Below are 1,854 nucleotides of genomic sequence, written 5' to 3' on the forward strand. Positions count from 1 at the left end.
GGCAGGGGCGGCACGCCCGCGCGGGGGCCCTCGGGCGGGGCGACTGTGGGGCCGGTGCCCGACGCGGAACAGGCCGTGCGGCCCGGTGTGGGGGATAATGTGTCGTGTTGCATGAATATTCCGCAAAACAGGGTGTTATATTTTTTCTAGATATTCTTTAACACCCGTTTTGCTGGGGCGGCATGTCCCATGGCCGGGGGTACGCACCCGTCGGAGCAGCCGGAGCATCCCCGCCTGCCGTCCGGAACGATGGCCGTCCGGAGGTGCGGGGCCACGTTGCCGCACCCGCGTGCGCGGCCTATGGTAGCCGGGTCACCGCAGTTCCGCAAACGGCCAGTCATCAGGATGCTGGCTTCAGCGCAGGAGGTCGCATGTCCGAAAGTACCCCCGGTTTTTCCGGCACGACCGCTTCCCCGGCCACTGCGGCGCCGCGCGCGCCCGTGACCTGCCCCCTGCTGCTGGCGCGGGTGGCGGCGGGTTTTCCCTCGCCCGCTGACGATTACATGGACAGGCCGCTGGACATCGCGGAGCACCTGATCCGCCATCCCGAGGCCACCTTCTTCCTGCGGGCACAGGGCCAGTCCATGATCGGCGCGGGCATCCACGACGGTGACCTGCTGGTGGTGGACCGGGCGGTGGAGCCGGTGCACAACAAGGTGGCCATCGTGGCCGTGGACGGGGAACTTACCGTCAAGCGCCTGCATCTGCGCGCGGGCCGGGTGGCGTTGTTGCCGGAAAATCCGGATTACGAGCCGCTGGACGTCACCGGGCGGGACGACGTGCACGTCTGGGGCGTGGTGACCTACGTGGTGCACGCCCTGTAGGGGCGCGCTGCCTCGCGCAGCCGCTGTCCGTATCCTCTTCCCGTGTGCATGGCACCCCACGCCGGAGCGGGCTCCTGTCGGAGGGATTCGCCTGTCGTGCGGGGCCGCGCCCGACTGCTCCGGGGGTGGGGGCGTTGCCGCGTGATGTCCCGTTTCCTCGTCTGCGGCACTTCGACCCGGCACTGTCCGCAAGGTTTCCGATGCGCGGCTACCGTCGAGGCCGCGCCTTCAAACCATCCCGCAACAACGGCGCGGCCTGTTCCCGCCCGTCACAGGCCCCACGGCAATCCGCCATGCCAGTCCCCGCGCATCTTCCTTCCCGGCAGGTTCCGCCCGCCGCCGCGCCGTCTTCCGGCCCCCCGGGGCCGGTCGTCCAGTCGTGGGCGCTGGTGGACTGCAACAACTTCTACGCCTCGTGCGAGCGGCTGTTCCGGCCCGACCTGCGCGGCAAGCCCATCGTGGTGCTGTCCAACAACGACGGGTGCATCATCTCGCGCTCGGACGAGGCCAAGGCCCTGGGCGTGGAGATGGGCGCCCCGGCCTTCAAGGTGCGGCGCGAACTGGCCCGGCTGGGTGTGCATGTCTTTTCCTCCAACTATGCCCTGTACGGCGACCTTTCCAGCCGGGTCATGCGCACCCTGGGCACCCTTGTGCCCGAGGTGGAGGTGTACTCCATCGACGAGGCCTTCCTGCCCCTGCGCGGGCCGCTGGCCGCCGATCCCGTCGCGGTGGGCCGCGCCCTGCGCGAGCGGGTGACCCGCTGGACGGGCATTCCCATTTCCGTGGGCATTGCCCCCACGCGCACCCTGGCCAAGATCGCCGGGCGGGTGGCCAAGCGCACCCCGCGATGTGAAGGCGTGTTCGACCTGGCCCGCAGCCGCGAGGTGCTTGGCATGAGCGTGGATGACCTGCTGGGTTCGCTGCCGGTGGATGCGGTGTGGGGCGTGGGGCGGCGGCTGGCGGGCATGCTGCGCGGCGCGGGCATAGCCACGGCCCGTTCGCTGCGCGATGCGGGCGACGACTGGGTGCG

Annotated in this window: 2 protein-coding genes; both read left to right on the forward strand. The window is 70.1% G+C overall.

Translation table 11 applies throughout. The features are described 5' to 3' along the window. Positions 1 to 371 precede the first annotated feature (371 nt). Complete coding sequence (locus FVW20_RS14030) at positions 372 to 824, forward strand: LexA family protein (protein WP_196610101.1); 453 nt, start codon at positions 372 to 374, stop codon at positions 822 to 824. Positions 825 to 1,117: 293 nt separating this feature from the next. Beyond that, positions 1,118 to 1,854 (forward strand): Y-family DNA polymerase (locus tag FVW20_RS14035; protein WP_196610102.1); only part of this gene is annotated, 737 nt, incomplete at its 3' end.

It is taken from the genome of Nitratidesulfovibrio oxamicus (assembly GCF_015731765.1).
GTDB lineage: Bacteria > Desulfobacterota > Desulfovibrionia > Desulfovibrionales > Desulfovibrionaceae > Cupidesulfovibrio > Cupidesulfovibrio oxamicus.

Bases quoted from the DNA above. Each gene is read 5' to 3' on its own strand.
- FVW20_RS14030 (WP_196610101.1), top strand. From the start codon at position 372: ATGTCCGAAAGTACCCCCGGTTTTTCCGGCACGACCGCTTCCCCGGCC.